This is a genomic window from Pseudomonas syringae group sp. 26L6, from assembly GCF_032587815.1.
GTDB classification, from domain to species: domain Bacteria; phylum Pseudomonadota; class Gammaproteobacteria; order Pseudomonadales; family Pseudomonadaceae; genus Aquipseudomonas; species Aquipseudomonas amygdali.
Genome location: NZ_JAWHPJ010000053.1, coordinates 525,607 through 544,462, shown reverse-complemented (window position 1 = coordinate 544,462; position 18,856 = coordinate 525,607). Strand labels below are relative to the sequence as shown.

General features: G+C 58.1%; 15 protein-coding genes and 2 tRNA genes. 6 read left to right on the top strand and 11 right to left on the bottom strand.

The genetic code is table 11. From position 1 onward, the window contains the following. Nucleotides 1–44: 44 nt before the first annotated feature. The 3 genes from RYA97_RS22855 to RYA97_RS22845 form a co-directional block, all read right to left on the bottom strand. Nucleotides 45–380 carry a hypothetical protein gene (locus RYA97_RS22855; RefSeq protein ID WP_316893154.1) on the bottom strand — a complete coding sequence of 112 codons (336 nt, stop codon included), beginning with the start codon at nt 378–380 and terminating at the stop codon, nt 45–47. A gap of 395 nt (nt 381–775) precedes the next feature. After that, the gene (locus RYA97_RS22850; RefSeq protein WP_005747138.1) at nt 776–2,002 is read right to left on the bottom strand and encodes an MFS transporter; all 1,227 of its coding nucleotides are present in this window, start codon (nt 2,000–2,002) and stop codon (nt 776–778) included. Between the two features lie 79 nt (nt 2,003–2,081). After that, complete coding sequence (locus tag RYA97_RS22845; RefSeq protein WP_122322512.1) at nt 2,082–2,759, bottom strand: RraA family protein; 678 nt, start codon at nt 2,757–2,759, stop codon at nt 2,082–2,084. Between the two features lie 227 nt (nt 2,760–2,986). Between RYA97_RS22845 and RYA97_RS22840 the strand changes: the two genes are divergently transcribed. Both RYA97_RS22840 and RYA97_RS22835 read left to right on the top strand, forming a co-directional pair. Beyond that, complete coding sequence (locus RYA97_RS22840; protein WP_005782793.1) at nt 2,987–3,970, top strand: hydroxyacid dehydrogenase; 984 nt, start codon at nt 2,987–2,989, stop codon at nt 3,968–3,970. Nucleotides 3,971–4,052: 82 nt separating this feature from the next. Further along, nucleotides 4,053–5,378 (top strand): MFS transporter, encoded by a 1,326-nt coding sequence (locus RYA97_RS22835; protein WP_005747135.1) that lies wholly within the window; start codon nt 4,053–4,055, stop codon nt 5,376–5,378. Between the two features lie 133 nt (nt 5,379–5,511). On the opposite strand, the gene RYA97_RS22830 is transcribed toward RYA97_RS22835, so the two are convergent. The 3 genes from RYA97_RS22830 to RYA97_RS22820 all read right to left on the bottom strand — a co-directional run bounded on the left by RYA97_RS22830 (nt 5,512) and on the right by RYA97_RS22820 (nt 6,939). Beyond that, the gene (locus RYA97_RS22830; protein WP_005747133.1) at nt 5,512–6,252 is read right to left on the bottom strand and encodes an IclR family transcriptional regulator; all 741 of its coding nucleotides are present in this window, start codon (nt 6,250–6,252) and stop codon (nt 5,512–5,514) included. Nucleotides 6,253–6,765: 513 nt separating this feature from the next. Continuing rightward, nucleotides 6,766–6,842, bottom strand: a tRNA-Asp gene (locus tag RYA97_RS22825). A gap of 21 nt (nt 6,843–6,863) precedes the next feature. Further along, nucleotides 6,864–6,939: transfer RNA gene (locus RYA97_RS22820), tRNA-Val, on the bottom strand. A gap of 171 nt (nt 6,940–7,110) precedes the next feature. Between RYA97_RS22820 and rdgC the strand changes: the two genes are divergently transcribed. Together rdgC and RYA97_RS22810 are read left to right on the top strand one after the other, a co-directional pair. Continuing rightward, on the top strand, nt 7,111–8,031 hold the full coding sequence (gene rdgC / locus RYA97_RS22815; protein WP_002552626.1) for a recombination-associated protein RdgC: 921 nt from the start codon (nt 7,111–7,113) through the stop codon (nt 8,029–8,031). An 88-nt stretch (nt 8,032–8,119) separates the two neighbouring features. Next, nucleotides 8,120–9,067 (top strand): bile acid:sodium symporter family protein, encoded by a 948-nt coding sequence (locus tag RYA97_RS22810; protein WP_005747132.1) that lies wholly within the window; start codon nt 8,120–8,122, stop codon nt 9,065–9,067. 85 nt (nt 9,068–9,152) lie between these two features. Here the strand turns inward: RYA97_RS22810 and RYA97_RS22805 are convergent, their stop codons facing one another. Next, nucleotides 9,153–11,027: an MFS transporter gene (locus RYA97_RS22805; RefSeq protein WP_057405459.1), complete on the bottom strand. Its 1,875-nt coding sequence runs from the start codon at nt 11,025–11,027 to the stop codon at nt 9,153–9,155. A 243-nt stretch (nt 11,028–11,270) separates the two neighbouring features. Here RYA97_RS22805 and RYA97_RS22800 point away from each other — a divergent pair, with 243 nt between their 5' ends. Beyond that, entirely contained in the window at nt 11,271–14,744 is a 3,474-nt protein-coding gene (locus RYA97_RS22800; protein WP_117139793.1) for a PAS domain-containing hybrid sensor histidine kinase/response regulator, read from the top strand. A gap of 54 nt (nt 14,745–14,798) precedes the next feature. On the opposite strand, the gene RYA97_RS22795 is transcribed toward RYA97_RS22800, so the two are convergent. Together RYA97_RS22795 and cysK are read right to left on the bottom strand one after the other, a co-directional pair. After that, on the bottom strand, nt 14,799–15,737 hold the full coding sequence (locus tag RYA97_RS22795; RefSeq protein WP_005782799.1) for an aspartyl/asparaginyl beta-hydroxylase domain-containing protein: 939 nt from the start codon (nt 15,735–15,737) through the stop codon (nt 14,799–14,801). 177 nt (nt 15,738–15,914) lie between these two features. After that, nucleotides 15,915–16,889 (bottom strand): cysteine synthase A, encoded by a 975-nt coding sequence (cysK, locus tag RYA97_RS22790; RefSeq protein ID WP_002552621.1) that lies wholly within the window; start codon nt 16,887–16,889, stop codon nt 15,915–15,917. Nucleotides 16,890–17,015: 126 nt separating this feature from the next. Between cysK and RYA97_RS22785 the strand changes: the two genes are divergently transcribed. After that, on the top strand, nt 17,016–18,083 hold the full coding sequence (locus tag RYA97_RS22785) for a DUF748 domain-containing protein (RefSeq protein WP_005740961.1): 1,068 nt from the start codon (nt 17,016–17,018) through the stop codon (nt 18,081–18,083). Here the strand turns inward: RYA97_RS22785 and RYA97_RS22780 are convergent. Both RYA97_RS22780 and RYA97_RS22775 read right to left on the bottom strand, forming a co-directional pair. Continuing rightward, on the bottom strand, nt 18,080–18,568 hold the full coding sequence (locus tag RYA97_RS22780) for a DUF2442 domain-containing protein (RefSeq protein WP_004657733.1): 489 nt from the start codon (nt 18,566–18,568) through the stop codon (nt 18,080–18,082). The genes RYA97_RS22785 and RYA97_RS22780 overlap by 4 nt on opposite strands. Continuing rightward, complete coding sequence (locus RYA97_RS22775) at nt 18,565–18,795, bottom strand: DUF4160 domain-containing protein (RefSeq protein WP_044317730.1); 231 nt, start codon at nt 18,793–18,795, stop codon at nt 18,565–18,567. Before RYA97_RS22775 ends, RYA97_RS22780 begins: the two co-directional genes overlap by 4 nt. Between the last annotated feature and the right edge of the window lie 61 nt (nt 18,796–18,856).

Here is an 18,856-nt window from a genome sequence, read left to right as displayed (position 1 = left end):
CGGCGACTGGTGTCCGGAGATTTTGCCAAATTAGGAAGTCTTTTTCAGAGTTTCCCTAACACATTCACTTCTTTTGTGGTGGCAGCGCCACCCAACTTGACGTGACCGTAGAACAACCGTTCATAGTCACTGGTATCAATAGAAGATGCCGAGCAGAAACCAGGCGAGCGCTTGAAGTGGTCTTCATTGAAAATCACTTTATACGTTGCGAAATAGTCGCTCTTACTACTGTAACTTACGGACTTGATCCACGGAGACGATTGAGCAACGACAGTGCCGTGCTGATCGATAGTCGCGGTGTGCAGCACAGGCAAGGCCAACGCACTGACGGAGGCGGCCATGACAGAGGCAGCCATTAGCAGTTTAAGACCAGTGTTCATATAATTTCCTTATTTAAATATAGAGCATTCAACCGCCCTGACAGGGCGACCTTACAGAATCAGATATAAGACATTCGATCAGCACACTGAAGGCGCCAACCAACAAAACCAGCTAATACCAGCGAAGATGAGAAATCAAGTACCTGATCGCATTAAACAAAGAGCAAGTCAGAAACTTCAATAAACAAGGAAATAACTTACATTGGCAAAGAGAAAGTCTTACCTGACGATGCGTGGAAGCACACAACGTTGTATCACATGAAAACAGCGCTCCTCTGCGCCATCAACCAAATCATGCCAGTAGAATGCCCGCACATCCCAAAATGCTATTAAATGCAGACGTCGGCCTCTAACCAAAGCCGCGCCAGGTGCCCAGCTCCCCTGGCCCGCCAGAGCTAAGGCTTGGCCGCCCAATAGCGGTCGGCAGTAAAAAACACCAGCAACAGCGCACCCGTAACCCCCAAGGTTGCGGGCGCGCCCATGAACGCTGCGCCCAACCCGGCCAATAGACCGCCGATGGCCTCAAAGCCGAAACGCATTGCGATATAAAACGCCACGACTCGCCCACGCAGTGCTGCGGGCGCCTTGCTTTGCAACAGCATGTTGGTGCTCACGTTACTGGCAGTAATACCGAACCCCACCAGCGCCAACAAGCCAAGCGCAGCTGCCAAAGGCACATTCAAGGCCATTCCCAGCATCGCCACCGAGCAACACAGAACGGCAGCCGTGATGAACGCGCCAAGCCGGTTGAGAGTCCCACCCAATGCCAGCATTAACGTCGAGACGAACGCCCCGGCGCCAGCAGCGCCCCACAACCAACCCAGGGTCTGCGCATCCCCTCCGTAAATTGACTTGGCCAGTATTGGCAGCAGCACGGCGTAGTTCGACGCCAGCAGATTGACGACGACCACGCCGATCATCAAGCGGCGAATATCAGTCGTACGCCAGATATAACTCAATCCTTCCTTGAACACCTGACCAGTGGAACCGCTGGCTTTTACCTCGGCAGCCACACGGGTTCTGATCAGGCTGACCAGCAACAGGCCGAAGGCAATCGAGGTCATGAAAAAGCAGGCGCCTTCACCGCTGACCGTGATCAGAAAACCCGCCAGCGGCGGGCCAATGAAACGAGCGGCGTTGATCAGCATGGCATTTAGCGCCAACGCATTGGGGAGATCGGCGGGCTCATCCACGAAACTGCTGATCAGAGCCTGGCGCAGCGGCGTTTCAACCGCGTTGAGCAGCCCCAGCAGCACAGCCATGACAATGATGATGGTGTCATCTATCCAGCCCAGCCAGGCGAGGATAGCGAGAGTGAGCGATTGCCCGGCCAACAGTGCCTGGGCAATGATCAGCAAACGACGCTTGTCGTGCCGGTCGATCCAGGCCCCGGCCAGCGGGCCGACCACCAACTGCGGCGCCAAGGTCAGAAATGTCAGCAGGCCCAGCAGGAATGCCGAACCCGTGAGATGGTAAGCCAGCCAGGAGAGCGCAACCTGCTGCACCCATTTACCCAAGGTGGAAATGGCCTGACCAGCGAAATAAATCTGAAAATTTCGATGCGCCAGCGCTCTGACTGGAGCAGGCCACCGCTTCAAAACGGGCGGATAGGAAGACGACATCAGAACCTCACATTAAGGCCCCACGCGATCGTCTTCTACCAGCGACGGTGATCGTGCGCGAGAGGCACGATACGCCTGCTCATTCGGGGAGCAGGCAGCCTTTCTTTTTCAAGGAATCGAGGACCCACGAACGGTCGTTTTCACCCTTGGCAATCTGATCAAGCTGCTTCTGCTCGGCATGATGCTTGGCAGAGGCGCGGTCGTAGACTTCCGCTACGTGGTCGTAAGGTACACACAGCAGGCCATCATCGTCACCTATCACCAAATCGCCCGGCTCGATCACCATGCCATCGATAGCAATAGGCACGTTGATTTCCCCAGGCCCGTCCTTGTAAGGACCACGGTGAGAAATACCTGCCGCGAACATCGGGAAATCACCGGCGCCGATGCTTGCCGCGTCGCGAATCGCCCCATTGATGACAATACCCGCCACACCGCGTTTGACAGCGTACGCCACCATCATTTCGCCGATCAGGGCGTTACTCAGATCGCCGCCTGCGTCCACCACAATCACATCCCCAGCCTCGGCGATGTCGATCGCGTGATGCAGCATGAGGTTATCGCCAGGCCGGGCTTTAACTGTCAACGCAGGGCCTGCCAGGACGCCCTCGCGGTGCATGGGACGCAGCCTGGCACCCGCAGCAGTCATTCGGTTCATCGAGTCGCTGATATTGGCCACCGGCACATCGCGGTAGCGATTGACCCACTCCAGGCTGACTTTTCGAGCTGCTTTGAGGACACGAAATCCAATGGTCATGTGGCATTTCTCTCTTGAAATTATGGGATGCCGCCGGGTATCAACTAGCCATTTACAGAATGGCATTTCATTAAAATAGAATCAACACCCAATAATCCGGAAATTTTGCGAGATAATAAATTTAATTATGCCTATATTGCAACGCCATTTCGTTATGGTAGGGTTTTGTTAACGACGGGGCAGCGACCCTTGCCGCCAACGACACAAACAAGAACAAGGTAACGACCATGACCCGCAAAATTCTGCTGACCGGCCCCGCGCTCGCGGCTGATGCAATGGCATTCGCCGCTTCGCAAGACATATCGATCATCCCTACAACGCCCTACCTGCCAGCCGAAAAGCTGACCGCGCTCATCTACGAGGAGCAGCCAGACGCGATCATCGTGCGTCAGGGCAAGCTGACACGTGAAATGATCCAGGCGTCGCCCAAATTGAAAATCATCGCCAAACACGGCGTTGGCTACGACACCATCGACATCCAGGCCGCCGCCGAACAGGGCGTGCCCGTGACCATCGCCCTGGGCGCCAACGCGCAATCGGTGGCCGAGCATGCCTTCGCACTGATGTTCAGCGTTGCCCGTCAAACCGCTGCGCTAGATGCCCGGATGCGCGCCGGTCACTGGGACAAAACCACGGCCAATGGCACCGAACTGTTCGGCAAAACTCTGGGACTGGTGGGGCTGGGCTCGATCGGCAGCATCCTGATGGACCTGGTCGCTCCGCTGCATATGAAGGTGAAAGTGTTTGATCCGTACCTGAAAACACTGCCGCAGCGCGATTACGTCGAGCGCGAAACCGATTTCGACAGCTTGCTGGCCACTAGCGATATCATCAGCCTTCACTGCCCCCTGACAGATCAAAACCGCGCTCTTTTTGGCCGCGATCAGTTTCGGCGCATGCGCTCAAGCAGCATCCTGATCAACACCGCGCGCGGCGAGTTGGTCGACACCGCGGCGCTGGTCCAGGCACTGATTGACGGCGATATTTCAGGGGCCGGTCTGGACACGTTCACCCCTGAACCACCACCTGCCGACAGCCCGCTATGGAGCCTGCATAACCTGGTAGCCACCCCCCACGTGGGCGCAAATACCACGGATGCACGCGACCGCGTCGGCCTGTTGGCGGTGCAGCAAATAGTCAAGGTCTGGCAGGGTGCCGAGCTTGATCCGCGCTGCGTGGTCAATCGCCAACTGTTGGGCACTGAAGCCTGATTAACCTGAGCCAGGGTTGACGATCAACCTTGCACTCAACCGAACAGCGTTTCTCCAGAAAAATAATCACAGGAGAGCACCAATGGCCATCGCTCAAACATCCCCCCCGATCAGCGATCTCGAACGCCTCACCATGAAGCGGGTCGCCTGGCGACTGCTGCCGTTTCTGATCGTGTGCTACCTCATTGCGATCATCGACCGTGGCAATATCGGCATGGCGTCGCTGCAAATGAATCAGGACCTGGGCTTGAGCCCGGCGATCTTCGGTTTTGCCAGCAGCCTGTTTTTCTTCTCTTACTTCCTGGTAGAAGTGCCCAGCAACCTGGCGCTGCAGAAGTTCGGCGCACGGATCTGGATTGCCCGAATCATGGTGACCTGGGGGATCATCTCCGCCGGGACGGCATTCGTGACGGGCGCGAATTCTCTTTATGTCATGCGCTTTCTGCTGGGCGCTGCTGAAGCAGGTTTCTTCCCGGGCGTGCTGCTGTACCTAACCTACTGGCTGCCATCGGCGTATCGGGCCCGCATGGTTGCCATCTTCATGGTCGCCATTCCTGGAGCCAATTTCATCGGTTCCCCCTTGTCGGGGCTGCTGCTGAGCCTGGATGGCTGGATGGGTATGCGTGGCTGGCACTGGCTGTTCATACTGGAAGGTATTCCCGCGGTCCTGCTGGGCATCGCGTGCCTGTTCGTTTTGACCGACAAACCCGATCAGGCGAAATGGTTGAGCGACGAGCAGCGTCACTGGCTGGTCAACAAGCTGGCCGAAGAGCGTCAACGCAAGACCAACATCGGCCATATCTCCCTATGGAAACTGCTCAGGCACAAAGACATCTGGGTCTTGGCGCTGGTCTACTCCGGGGCATCGGCGGCGGGCAGCACGATGAGTATCTGGGCCCCGCAACTGTTGAAGACCTTCGGCCTGTCGAACATGGAGATCGGCCTGGTCAATGCCATCCCCTACGGGATCGCATCGGTGGCAATGATCATCTGGGGGCGTAGCTCCGACCGGACCGATGAGCGGCGCTGGCACACCTCGCTCACCTTGCTGCTGATCACTGCCGGCTTGCTTCTGGCCTCCGTTACCTCCTCACTGCCGGCAACCGTGATGCTGTTGAGCATGGTGCTGATCGGTGCCTACTCCATGAAAGGACCGTTCTGGGCGCTGGTGTCCGGCTGGCTGTCTTCGTCGACAGCAGCTGCGGGGCTCGCCGCAATTGGAGCCCTGGCAAACCTGATCGGTGGTGGTGTGATGGTCAACGTCTACGGCGCCATTCATGGCGCAACCGGTAGTTACGCCCTGGCCATGCTGCCGCTGGCAGCATTGTGTGCGGCAGGAGGTGTGATGGTGCTGGTGATGGGCCGCAAGCGTCTGAAACAGGAAGCCGCTGAAGTAGAGCCTGTATAAAGCTCTCTGTCTTGCTGGACAAACAACGCCGCGCGCTTCATGCAAGCGAGTGGCGTTGTTACTTGTTTACCCTGTTATCTTCTGAAATCCCGAACTCCCTCCTGCGCCAGACCTGATTCATCCCTTCGCGAACTCAGCTGACCGCTTCGATACTGTCCGATTCAGCAGATTGCCGATCATCACGAAGCGTCTTGCCACCCAGGCTGCGCATCAAATCATCGGCCACTTCCGAGAAAATCTTTCTCAGGCGGCCGGCATGCTCCTCGGTCAAGCGACTGGCCGGACCCGACAACACCAGAGCGCCGATCAATTCTTGAATAGGCCCGTAAATCGGCAACGCCATGGAGGCTGCGTGAGGATCGGTGGCACCACATGAATAAATAGGATCGAGCCCATTGCGTGCCTCTTCTAAAGTGGTGCGCAAAGCTTGAGCGCCCGCAGCGCCGTCCATCGGCCGCATATCGCCTGGTTGCAAATGCAACCGCAGCCGATGAGGCGAGTTGACCCTGTACTGGCAGAGCCGGTAAGCCCCATGCCGCACATAGAAGGACGCAGTCTCGCCGGTTTCTTCGGTCAGGCGATGCAGTCGAGGCATCACATGCCGCTCCAGATCGAGGGCCTCCTGATAAACCGCATTGAGCCGCATCACCTCGCTGGCCAGCATGTACCGACCATCCGCAAGACGAGTGACAAGGCCGTAGGTTTCCAGGGAAACCATCAAACGCATGATGGTGCTTTTGATCAGGTCTGTGCGCTGCACCAGCTCAACCAGACTCAATGCAGTGTCACCCACCTGGAATGCAGTCAGAACGGTCAACACCCGATCAGCGGAAGCTACCCCGTTAACCGCAGGTCTTGGACGCGTTTTAACCATTGGATGCTCCTTAGCGCTTATAGGGCTCGTGATACCGAGCTAATGAGCGGGCATTATCAGCCAGGCAGACCCGAACCGCCACTGCGCGGGTTTTCAGGTGCTCTTGCATCCCGAGCAACCCCGCCACCCTACGGCCCGCCATCGCACGCGCCACTGATGAGCCTATTTGCGGCTCAGGCCGGGACAGGTGCCTAGGGAAATACGCAATTGCTTATCATGCCGATAGAAACGGAAATGCCAGCGCCTTCAACCCGCTTGGGGACGCAGGCAAGACGGGGAATATAACCCCCGCATTAGACGAACCCATACGAAACCTGATGCGCAAGGAGCCGTAAAAGGCTTTGCCAGCGGCGTACATGAATGTGTACTTAAAAACCGTGGCTGAAGATGGATTCCAACGAAATTCAGACACAAAAAAAAGCGGCACAAGGCCGCTTTTTCAAATAGCAGAAAGCCCGCACAAGGCGGGCTTTCTGTTTGCTTCAAGGAGTTCAAGGGCCTTGAAGCTGAATATGGCGCAGCGGACGGGACTCGAACCCGCGACCCCCGGCGTGACAGGCCGGTATTCTAACCGACTGAACTACCGCTGCGCGTAACACTAAAAGCGAGTTTGGTGGGTGATGACGGGATCGAACCGCCGACCCGCTGCTTGTAAGGCAGCTGCTCTCCCAGCTGAGCTAATCACCCTTCACTCTCGGTGTGGCGCGCATTCTACGGAGCGACCTGCACTCTGGCAAGCACTTTTTTAAATAATTTTTATAATCCTTCCAAAGGCTTACAAACGCTCTGTGCAGGGTTGGCCGCAGCCGCCGAGGAGCGAATAATGCCCGCCTTTGTATAGAAAGAGAGACTCACCTCATGTGGTTCAAAAACCTGCTTGTCTATCGCCTGACCCAGGACGTGCCTTTCGATGCCGAAGCGCTGGAGACAGCACTGGCAACCAAACCGGCTCGTGCCTGCGCCAGCCAGGAGGTGGCCACCTATGGTTTCGTCGCTCCTTTCGGCAAGGGCGAGGACGCTCCATTGGTACACATCAGCCAGGACTTCCTGCTGATTGCTGCACGCAAGGAAGAGCGCATTCTGCCGGGCAGCGTTGTACGCGACGCGCTCAAGGAAAAGGTCGACGAGATCGAAGCCGAGCAGATGCGCAAGGTCTACAAGAAGGAACGTGATCAGCTCAAGGATGAAATCATCCAGGCCTTTCTGCCGCGTGCGTTTATCCGCCGCTCCGCTACTTTCGCTGCCATCGCGCCAAAGCAGGGCCTGATTCTGGTCAACGCCTCCAGCCCGAAACGCGCCGAAGACCTGCTGTCGACCCTGCGTGAAGTGATCGGCTCGTTGCCGGTACGTCCGCTGACCGTCAAGGTTTCGCCAAGTGCGACCATGACCGACTGGGTCAAGACCCAGAAAGCGGCCGACAACTTCTTCGTGCTGGACGAGTGCGAACTGCGCGACACCCACGAAGACGGCGGCATCGTACGTTGCAAGCGTCAGGACCTGACCAGCGACGAAATTCAGCTGCACTTGAACACCGGCAAGGTCGTCACCCAGCTGTCGCTGGCCTGGCAGGACAAGCTGTCGTTCGTGCTGGACGACAAGCTGGTGGTCAAGCGCCTGAAGTTCGAAGACCTGCTGCAGGATCAGGCGGAACAGGACGGTGGCGACGAGGCACTGGGCCAGCTGGACGCCAGCTTCACACTGATGATGTTGACCTTCGGCGAGTTCCTGCCGGAACTGTTCGACGCGCTGGGCGGCGAGGAAATCCCGCAGGGGATCTGATCCCCGCCCGTCACTGCCTGCAACACCGCGCCGTCCTGTGAGACGGCGCGTTCATTTCACACAGGTTTTTTACAGGAGGGAGCACTCCATGCGTGCGTTGGCAGCCTTGAGTCGGTTTGTCGGTAATACCTTTGCTTATTGGGTGCTGCTGTTCGCCATCCTGGCGTTTCTGTTCCCGCAGGCCTTTATCGGTCTGAAAAGCTGGATCGTACCGCTGCTGGGTCTGGTCATGTTCGGCATGGGTCTTACCTTGAAGCTGGAAGACTTCTCTGAGGTGGCGCGAAACCCGTGGCGCGTTGCGCTGGGTGTGGTCGCGCACTTTGTGATCATGCCCGGCGTGGCCTGGTTGCTGTGTCAGGTGTTTCAACTGCCGCCGGAAATCGCTGTGGGTGTGATTCTGGTCGGCTGCTGCCCGAGCGGTACGTCATCCAACGTCATGGCCTGGCTGGCTAAAGGTGATCTGGCGCTGGCGGTGGCAATCGCGGCGGTGACCACCCTGCTCGCCCCGCTGCTGACCCCGACCCTGATCTGGTTCCTGGCGTCGGCGTGGCTGCCGGTGTCCTTCCTCGATATGTTCTGGTCAATCCTGCAACTGGTCATGCTGCCGATCGTGCTCGGTGTGGTTGCACAGCGTCTGCTGGGTGCGCGGGTCAGCTACGCCGTGGACGTGCTGCCTCTGGTCTCGGTGGTGAGCATCGTAATGATCGTCTGCGCCGTAGTTGCCGCCAGCCAGGCGAAAATCGCCGAATCGGGCTTGTTGATCATGGCCGTGGTGATCCTCCATAACACCTTCGGCTTTTTGCTGGGTTATTTCACCGGCAAGGTCTTCAAGCTGCCATTGGCGCAACGCAAGTCACTGGCGCTGGAAGTCGGCATGCAGAACTCCGGCCTGGGTGCTGCGCTGGCCAGCGCACATTTCTCGCCGTTGGCGGCGGTGCCGAGCGCGCTGTTCAGCGTCTGGCACAACATTTCCGGTGCGTTGCTATCGACGTATTTCAGGAAGATGCCGGAGGAAGAAACCAGGCAGGGTCGTTGATGAGCGGCGCATGACTGGGATGCAGAAATGCATGCCTACGAGCATTGGCACGATAGTCATATCGTGCCAATGCAGCGCGGAGCGCTTATTGCACCTTCCCTCTCAGCGCCTTCACCTCTTCACGCACATCCACCGGCGTTGCAACATCTGCTGCAATGGGCGAACCCGCGACCAGCACCACACGCGACCAGAGGCGACGGAACAGGGTCTTGCTCGGGTCACGGCTGAAAAAGCTGCCCCACAACCCTTGTAGTGCCAGCGGAATGACCGGCACCGGGGTTTCCTCAATGATGCGGCTCATGCCGCTCTTGAAGCCGCTGATCTCGCCGTCGGTGGTCAGCTTGCCTTCCGGGAAGATGCACACCAGCTCGCCTTCCGCGAGGTACTGAGCGATGCGCTTGAACGATTGCTCGTAGATGTCAATGTCCTCGTTGCGGCCGGCAATCGGGATGGTCCCGGCCGTGCGGAAGATAAAGTTTAGGACCGGCAACTGGTAGATCTTGTAGTACATAACAAAGCGGATCGGCCGCCGCACGGCACCGGCAATCAGCAACGCATCGACAAAGGACACATGGTTGCAGACCAGCAGCGCTGCGCCCTCATCTGGTATCCGGTTCAAATCGCGATGCTCGACGCGGTACATGGAATGGCCCAGCAGCCAGATCATGAAGCGCATGGTGAACTCGGGGACGATTTTGAAGATGTAGATATTGACGGCGATGTTCATCAGCGACACCGCCAGAAACAGCTGCGGAATCGACAGTTTGGCGAAGCTCAGCAGCAGGATCGAAACAATCGCCGAAACCACCATGAACAGCGCGTTGAGGATGTTGTTGGCAGCAATGACCCGTGAGCGCTCTTTCACCGGTGTTCGCGACTGGATCAGGGCGTACAACGGCACGATATAGAAGCCGCCGAACACGCCAATGCCCAAAATATCGAACAACACCAGCCAGCCCTGCCCGTAGGAAAGGACCGCCAGCCAGTCGTTGGCCTGCACGTTCTGCGGGAAACCGCCCGAATGCCACCACAGCAACAGACCGAAAATCGTCAGCCCCATCGAGCCAAACGGCACCAGCCCGATCTCGACCTTATGCCCGGATAACCGCTCGCAAAGCAGCGAGCCCAGCGCGATGCCAATGGAGAACACGGTCAGGATCAGCGTGACGACCGTTTCGTCGCCGTACATCCACTCTTTGGCGTAAGCGGGGATCTGCGTCAGGTAGATAGCACCGACAAACCAGAACCACGAGTTGCCGACAATCGAGCGCGAGACTGCGGGCGTCTGTCCAAGCCCCATGCGCAGGGTCGCCCATGACTGGGTGAAAATATTCCAGTTGAGTTTCATCTCGGGCGAGGCGGCAGTCGCGCGCGGAATACCGAAGCTGGCAACGAACCCCAGGCAGGCGACCAGCACGATAGCGGCCGCAACAACCCAGGCATAGTGCGCAGAAGACATCATCACGCCAGCACTGATGGTGCCGGCCAGAATCGCCAGAAAGGTGCCCATCTCGACCAGCGCGTTGCCACCGACCAGTTCGCTCTCGCGCAGGTGCTGGGGCAGGATCGAATATTTGACCGGCCCGAACAGTGCTGAATGCGTGCCCATGGCGAACAGCGCCGCCAGCATCAATTCAAGGTGATCGAACAGAAAGCCCGCAGCCCCGACCGCCATGATGACGATCTCGCCGAACTTGATAATGCGGATCAGCGTGTCCTTGGGGTACTTCTCGCCGAACTGCCCGGCCAGCGCCGAGAACAGGAAGAACGGCAGGATGAACAGCAAGGCACACAGATTGACATAGATCGAACGATCCCCGTCGATGCTCAGCTTATAGAGGATGGCGAGGATCAATGACTGCTTGAAAATATTGTCATTGAACGCCCCGAGGGACTGCGTGATGAAAAACGGCAGGAAACGGCGTTTCCCGAGCAAGCTGAATTGTGACTGTTGGCTCATCGTCCGTGGTCCTGAGAGGCTGGGGTGAACTGACGTAGCCGCCAATCCGAGGCACATTGAAGACGTAACGCTGCCGAATGTCGATAGGACATTTCTTTTTACAAAACACCCCGCACCTTTTTTCATCGTTACTAGCGTTTGCGTAACAGCTGCGACACCCCGCCACGCTCGACCTTGGTCGACAAAGACGAAGCGCGGCCATCGTGCGAGACTGCGCGCTATCGATACGGTGTGGAATTTCATATGTCGCTGTCCAGCGGGCTGATTGCGGCCGTTGCCCTTACCTACATGGCCATCATGTTCGCCATCGCCTTTTACGGCGACCGGTACAGCGCATCGCTGCGCCCGACCATGCGCGCCTGGGTGTACAGCCTGTCGCTAGCGGTCTACTGCACCAGCTGGACGTTTTTCGGTGCGGTGGGTCAGGCCGCCGAACAGCTGTGGTCGTTCCTGCCGATTTATCTGGGGCCTATCGTGCTGATGGTGCTGGCGCCATGGGTGCTGCAGAAGATGGTGCTGATCAGCAAGCAGGAGAACATCACCTCCATTGCCGACTTCATCGCGGCACGCTACGGCAAGTCCCAGTCACTGGCGGTCATGGTCGCGCTGATTTGCCTGATCGGTATGCTGCCGTATATCGCGCTGCAACTGAAAGGCATCGTGCTGGGCGTGAATATCCTGATCGGTGCCGTGGCTGATTCCACCGGCACCCGCGCTCAGGACACCGCGCTGGTGGTGTCGCTGATTCTGGCGTTGTTCACCATCGTCTTCGGCGCACGCAATCTGGATGTGACTGAACACCATCGCGGTATGGTGCTGGCTATTGCTTTCGAAGCGCTGGTCAAGCTGTTCGCGTTCATGGCAGTCGGCGTGTTTGTCACGTTCGGCCTGTACGACGGATTCGACGACCTGTTCAATCAGGCCAAACTTGCGCCACGCCTCGAGGAATATTGGAAGGACACGATCAACTGGCCGTCGATGTTCGTGCAGACCGGTGTGGCGATGATGGCGATTGTCTGCCTGCCCCGACAGTTTCACGTCACGGTGGTCGAAAACATCGAGCCTCAGGACCTGAATCTCGCCAAATGGGTGTTCCCGGCCTATCTGGCACTGGCGGCATTGTTCGTCGTGCCGATTGCGCTGGCCGGACAAATGCTGCTGCCCGCGTCCATGCTGCCCGACTCGTTCGTGATCAGTCTGCCACTGGCGCACGCTCACCCGTCACTCGCCCTGCTGGCCTTCATCGGCGGCGCATCGGCGGCAACCGGTATGGTGATCGTCGCCTGCGTGGCGCTGTCGACGATGATATCCAACGACATGCTGCTGCCCTGGCTGTTAAGGCGCAAAAACACCGAGCGGCCGTTTGAAGCGTTTCGTCACTGGATGCTCTCGGTAAGGCGCATCAGCATTGTGATGATTCTCCTGCTGGCCTATGTCAGCTACCGGATGCTGGGCTCAACGGCCAGCCTGGCGACTATCGGGCAGATTGCCTTCGCCGCGATCACCCAGTTGGCACCGGCCATGTTCGGTGCGCTGTACTGGAAACAGGCTAACCGGCGTGGTGTCTTTGCAGGCCTGGCGGCGGGGATCTTCATCTGGTTCTACACCTTAGTATTGCCGGTCGCGGCGCATGGCATGGGCTGGTCGCTGAGCAATTTCCCGCTACTGTCCTGGCTGCACAGCAACCCGTTCGACCTGCCGATCTCACCGATGACTCAGGGCGTGGTGCTGTCGATGGCCGGCAACTGCACGCTGTTCGCCTGGGTGTCGATGTTGTCCCGCACCCGAGTGGCGGAGCACTGGCAGGCAGGTCGTTTCATTGGCCAGGAAACCCAGGGGCGCGACTTCAGCCGACCGCTGCTCGCCGTCCAGATAGAAGACCTGCTCAACCTCTCGGCGCGCTTTGTTGGTGAAGACCGGGCGCGTCAGAGCTTCATTCGCTTCGCCAACAGACAAGGCAAGGGTTTCAACCCCAGTTTGAATGCCAACGGAGAATGGATCGCGCACACCGAGCGGCTGCTGGCTGGCGTGCTCGGCACTTCCTCGACCCGCGCCGTGGTCAAGGCTGCTATTGAAGGGCGCGACATGCAACTGGAAGACGTCGTACGCATCGCCGACGAAGCGTCCGAAGTCTTGCAGTTCAACCGTGCGCTGTTGCAGGGGGCCATCGAAAACATTACCCAGGGCATCAGTGTGGTGGATCAGTCCTTGAGGCTGGTGGCCTGGAATCGCCGCTACCTCGAGCTGTTCAATTACCCCGAAGGCCTGATTGGCGTCGGCCGGCCGATTGCCGACATCATTCGCTACAACGCCGAACGTGGGCTGTGCGGGCCGGGTGAGGCCGAAGTGCATGTAGCGCGACGCCTGCACTGGATGCGTCAGGGCCGCGCGCACACCTCGGAGCGGCTGTTCCCCAACGGGCAGGTGATCGAGCTGATCGGCAATCCGATGCCCGGCGGCGGTTTCGTCATGAGTTTCACCGACATCACTGCGTTTCGTGCCGCCGAACAGGCCCTCAAAGGCGTCAATGAAAGCCTTGAGCAGCGTGTCGCCGCACGTACCCATGAGTTGTCGCAGCTCAATCAGGCGCTGACCGAGGCCAAGGGCACCGCCGAAGCCGCCAACGAATCGAAAACCCGCTTTCTGGCCGCCGTCAGCCATGACCTGATGCAGCCGCTGAATGCTGCAAGGCTGTTTTCTGCTGCGCTGTCGCATCAGCAGGACGGAATTTCCAGCGACGCCCAGCAATTGGTCCAGCATCTGGACAGCTCATTGCGTTCTGCCGAAGACCTGATCAGCGACCTGCTGGACATCTCGCGCCTGGAAAACGGCAAGATCACCCCGGACCGCCAACCATTCCCGCTCAACGCGCTGTTTGACACCCTGGGCGCCGAATTCAAAGCGCTGGCCCAGGAGCAAGGTCTGGATTTTCGTGTCAGAGGCACTTCACTGCGCGTCGACAGCGACATCAAGCTATTGCGCCGGGTCCTGCAAAACTTCCTGACCAATGCTTTCCGCTATGCCAAAGGCCCTATTCTGCTGGGTGTCAGGCGTTACGGCGACAGCCTGAGCCTTGAGGTCTGGGACCGCGGGCCGGGCATCCCCGAAGATAAGCGCCAGGTGATCTTCGAAGAATTCAAACGCCTCGACAGCCACAAGACTCACGCAGCGAAGGGGCTGGGCCTGGGGCTGGCTATTGCCGATGGTTTGTGTCGCATTCTCGAGCACCCTTTGCAGGTGCGTTCGTGGCTTGGCAAAGGCAGCGTTTTCAGCGTGCGGGTGCCACTGGCAGCAGCCCCGGCGACAATGCCCGACACGCTGCCGGATATCAGCCGACCCGCGCTGAACGGCACGCAGGTGCTGTGTGTCGACAATGAAGACAGCATCCTGATCGGCATGAACAGCCTGCTGTCACGCTGGGGTTGTCAGGTGTGGACCGCTCGCAGTCGTCAGGAATGCGAAGCACTGCTGAACAATGGCGTCAGGCCGCAGATTGCGTTGGTGGATTACCATCTGGATGAGGGCGAGACCGGCACTGAACTGATGGCCTGGCTAAGAACACGCCTGGGGCAACCAGTGCCGGGCGTGCTGATCAGCGCTGATGGTCGTCCGGAGTTAATCGCTCAGGTGCACGCAGCAGGACTCGATTACCTGCCAAAACCGGTCAAGCCTGCAGCGCTGCGAGCGCTGCTGAGCCGGCATGTGAATCTGGACTGAGAAAGGGCTGACGGTTGTTCGCCGTGCCGCGGACAACCGGATCAAAGCGGTTGCTTAACCAAACAACCAGTAGCCCAACAATGTCAGCACCACTACCGCCAGCACAGGCCGCAAAACGCGGTAAGCCTTGGGATTGGCGCGCTTGAACTGCTTGACCTTGCCGCTGAAGCCGTCGCTGAAGCGCTTGCTGAACGCATACGCCTGATTGATCCCGCCGACCCGCTCGTCGTCCAGATTCTGCGGCGCGGTTGCGCGGCCCAAAAACGCACTGACGCTGCGGTTCACACGCGTCATGAAGCGGTTGGTCAGCGGACGCTCGACGTCACAGAACAGAATCACCCGGGTCTGCGGCGTTTCATTCTTGACCCAGTGCACGTAGGTCTCGTCGAACATCACGTCCTGGCCGTCACGCCAGGCGTATTCCTTGCCATCGACAAAGATCCGGCAGTCATCGGAGTTCGGCGTGGACAGCCCCAGGTGATAACGCAGGGAACCGGCAAACGGATCGCGGTGCGGATTGAGGTGGCTGCCGCCCGGCAACAGCGCGAACATCGCGCCTTTGACGTTGGGAATGCTGTTGACCAACTCAACGGTCTTCGGGCACAGCGCTTCGGCAGATGGCAGTGCCTTGTCATACCATTTCAGATAAAAACGCTTCCAGCCCTTCTTGAAGAACGAGCCGAAACCGACGTCGTTATTCTTCTCGGCCGCACGAATGTAGCCTTCATCGAACAGGTGCATGGCTTCGTCGCGAATGGTTTCCCAGTTGTCCTTGAGGATATCCAGCTCAGGGAATTTGCTGCGATCCAGATAAGGTTCGGACGGCACACGGGAAAACAGGTACATCAGTGCGTTGTAAGGCGCGAACAATGCCGAATGGTTGACGAACTGCCGCAACAGGGGCAGCCGGGCCCGACCGCGCAAATGAACGTACAGCGTGCTGCCCAGAAACAGCATCAGGATCGATGCCTTGGCAACAAATGAAAGGGTCATGAAGCTCTCCTTGAAGCGGGCAGATAACGCCAAACGTCACGCGGGCAGTACTGATGCATGATTCTGAATGAAGGACCGCAAGCACCGGACGAACAGAGATAATCGTCCGGTGACGCGTAAGCTGGCCATCATAAACCCTTGCGTTGCCCGCATGAAGTGCACACTTGCGAAGATGTGTTACTGAGAAAGCTCCTGATCGGTAAACAGGTCGCTGAACAGCATGCTGGACAGGTAACGTTCGCCAGAGTCAGGCAGGATCACCACGATAGTCTTGCCCTGCATCTCCGGTTTTTCAGCCAGACGAACGGCTGCCGCCATGGCCGCGCCGCAGGAAATACCACAGAGAATGCCCTCCTCCTGCATCAGACGCCGGGCCATGGCCTTGGACTCTTCATCGGTGACACGCTCTACCCGGTCGACAATCGACAGATCGAGGTTTTTCGGAATGAAACCGGCACCGATGCCTTGAATCTTGTGCGGGCTGGGTTTGATCTCTTCACCGGCCATCGCCTGGGTGATAATCGGCGAACCGTCTGGCTCGACCGCAACCGACAGGATCGGCTTGCCTGCGGTGTGCTTGATATAGCGGGAAATACCGGTGATAGTCCCGCCAGTCCCGACGCCTGCCACCAGTACGTCGATAGCGCCGTCGGTGTCCGCCCAGATTTCAGGGCCGGTGGTCTTTTCATGGATGGCCGGGTTGGCCGGGTTCTCGAACTGTGCGGGCATGAAATATTTTTCCGGATCGCCCGCCAGCAGCTCTTCTGCCTTGGCAATCGCGCCTTTCATCCCCTTTGCCGGTTCAGTCAACACCAGTTCGGCACCCAACGCCTTGAGTACCTTGCGACGTTCTATGCTCATGGAAGCGGGCATGGTGAGCATCAATTTGTAACCACGGGCGGCGGCAACGAATGCCAGGCCAATCCCGGTATTGCCCGAGGTCGGTTCGACGATGGTCATGCCGGGCTTGAGTTTGCCGCTGCTTTCAGCGTCCCAGATCATGTTGGCGCCGATACGGCACTTGACGGAGTAGCCCGGATTACGCCCCTCGATCTTGGCCAGAATCGTGACACCGCGTGGCGCAATACGATTGATCTGCACCAGCGGCGTATTACCGATGGAATGGGCGTTATCAGCGTAGATACGGCTCATGAAAGTGTCCTTGTGCACATCGGTTAAAGACCCAAAGCCTATGCCGCCAGCCCTGGGGCGTCCAGTCTGACCGAACGGATGACCGCGTGCGTAGTCAATCCCTCATTGAAACAGGAGACTCATGTCATGAAACGTCGCTACAGCTGGCCGCTATGGACCCTGGCCGCTCTGGTAGTTCTGCTGATCGCGATCAATATCGCCTTGCCCTATCTGGTGCGCGACTATCTGAACGACAAACTGGCCGACATGGGCGACTACCGAGGTGAGATCACCGACGTAGACCTCGCACTATGGCGAGGGGCTTACCGGATCAAGGGACTGAAGATCGTAAAGACCGATGGCAAGGTCCCGGTGCCCTTTTTCGACGCACCGATGATCGAACTGGCTGTCAGCTGGCATTCACTCTGGTATGACCATGCAGTGGTCGCGAAAGCCCTCTTCACCGGCCCGCAGATCAACTTCGTGGACGGCGGCAGCAAGCAGAACTCGCAGACCGGTCAGGGCACCGACTGGCGTACCCAGATGGACAAGCTGCTGCCCATCACCCTCAACGAATTGCGCATCGATAACGGGCGCATCACGTTCAATAACTTCAACTCCACGCCCAAGGTCAAAATCGAGGCGGATCAGGTCAATGCCAGCATCTACAACCTGACCAACGTGGTCGACGTGGAAGGCAACCGCGATGCCGAGTTCAAGGGCAAGGCACGTCTGCTGGGCCATGCCGATCTGGAGAGCACCGCCAGATTCGATCCGTTCAGCAACTTTGAAGATTTCGACTTCAAACTGCGCGCCACCGGCATTCAGCTCAAGAAGCTCAACGACTTCTCGTCGGCGTATGGCAAGTTCGACTTTAACGCCGGTGACGGCGATCTTGTGATTGAAGCGCAAGCGGATAAAGGGCAGCTCAGCGGCTACATAAAGCCCCTGCTACGCAACGTGGACGTGTTCAACTGGCATCAGGACGTCGAGAACAAGGACAAGGGCGTTTTCCGCTCGATCTGGGAAGCGCTGGTCGGCACCAGCGAAACCGTGTTGAAAAACCAGCGGGAAAACCAGTTCGCCACCCGTGTCGACCTGAGCGGCAGCGTCCATCAGCAGGACATCAGCGGCTTCCAGGCGTTTCTGCAGATTCTGCGCAACGCCTTCGTACAGGCATTTAATGCGCGGTATGAGAGCAGCAAGGGGTCTTAGTGGTTTTTTTTATCCACGGAATAAACGCCCCGCTCCTCGGCGGCATGTGCCTGTTGCTGCAATGCATCCCAGCCCAGGCAAGCCAGCGCAAGGGTACGTGGCGTAGCTTCGCGAGAGTTGCTGTAGCGAGTGATACTGCGAGGGCTGACACCCAACGCCTGTGCGGCCTTAGCCAAGGGCAAACCCGTGCGGGCACGCCACCCGATGAAAATACGCGTGTTTTCGTCGGTGGCAGCTTGAGCCTGAGCGTCGAGATACAGGGTATCCGCACCGATCTGGATATCCAGTTCCGGCCATTCAACCGTCCAGCCATCATCGCCCACTTGGGCGTGGGCGAAAGCTTCAGCAGCAATCAAGGGTCGTAACCCCGGAAAAGCCTGCACATCAGCGCTCATGTCGAGGACGAATTGTTGATCGTCGATGAATGTCAGGGCCAGCCGGTATCCGGACTGCGCCTGAACATCCTTGAGCCGGGGTCGTTTCATGGATGCCATCGTTTCCACTCCTCCATCAGTTCGTCGCGGTGAATTCGTATCCATTCGAGAGCTTCCTTAAGCACAACAGTCGGGGCATGTCCGCGCATGGGCTCTACGAGCTCAAGGCAAATCAGTACATCCAGACCACCACCGGTCAGATGCACATGCGGCGGCAGGTGGTCTTTTTCCCTCAACTGAATCCTGTATTTATCCCTGAATCTGTATTTAGTCGACATGAAGTGTATGGTATAGCCAAATTAGCCATACAGAAAGCAGCGTTACAATTTCGACCCGGTC